The sequence below is a fragment of the Frankia sp. AgKG'84/4 genome (assembly GCF_023242965.2).
In the GTDB taxonomy this organism is placed as follows: domain Bacteria; phylum Actinomycetota; class Actinomycetes; order Frankiales; family Frankiaceae; genus Frankia.
This window is the reverse complement of sequence record NZ_JALKFU020000697.1, coordinates 1-561: the sequence shown is the minus strand read 5'-3', so window position 1 is coordinate 561 and position 561 is coordinate 1. Positions and strand designations below refer to the sequence as shown.

Here is a 561-nt window from a genome sequence, read left to right as displayed (position 1 = left end):
GCGTCGCCCGTACCGCCCGAGCGCCCGGCCGCGGCGGACGGTACCCGGCCCGGTGCCCAGAGCTGCGGCCGCGGAATCGGCACCGGCGTCGTCACCGGCTCCTCGGCGTCGCCCTCGGCCGACCCGGTCGAGGGCTCGCCCGCGGACGGCCGTCGATACGGCTGCGCCCGCTGTTGCGCCGAGCCGCCAGCCCCGGATGGCCCAGCCGATTCAGACGTCCCAGACGTCCCAGACGTCCCAGACGTCCCAGACGTCCCAGACGTCCCAGATGTCCCAGACAGCCCGGACGACCCGGACGACCCGGACGACCCGGACGACCCAGACGACCCAGACGACCCAGGTGACCCGGACGGTTCCGAGGACTCGGAAGATCCGGATGGCTCCGGCATTCCCGGTCCGGACGTCCGTGGCGACTCGGCTGCGCCCGGCGTGCCCGACGTGCCCGGCGAGTCCCGCGGCTCGAACGAACGTGGCGTTCCCGCTGATCGGTCCGTGGCCGCACCCCGCGGCGCCGGCTCGCGCGGGCCGGGGGTGACAGTGGCGGCGGTGGTCGGCCCGGCC

At 76.1% G+C, this 561-nt stretch carries 1 protein-coding gene; it reads right to left on the bottom strand.

The window, feature by feature from the left end:
* Window positions 1-210: 210 nt before the first annotated feature.
* The coding region (locus MXD58_RS24680; RefSeq protein ID WP_250610047.1) for a hypothetical protein at window positions 211-561 on the bottom strand (351 nt) is incomplete at its 5' end.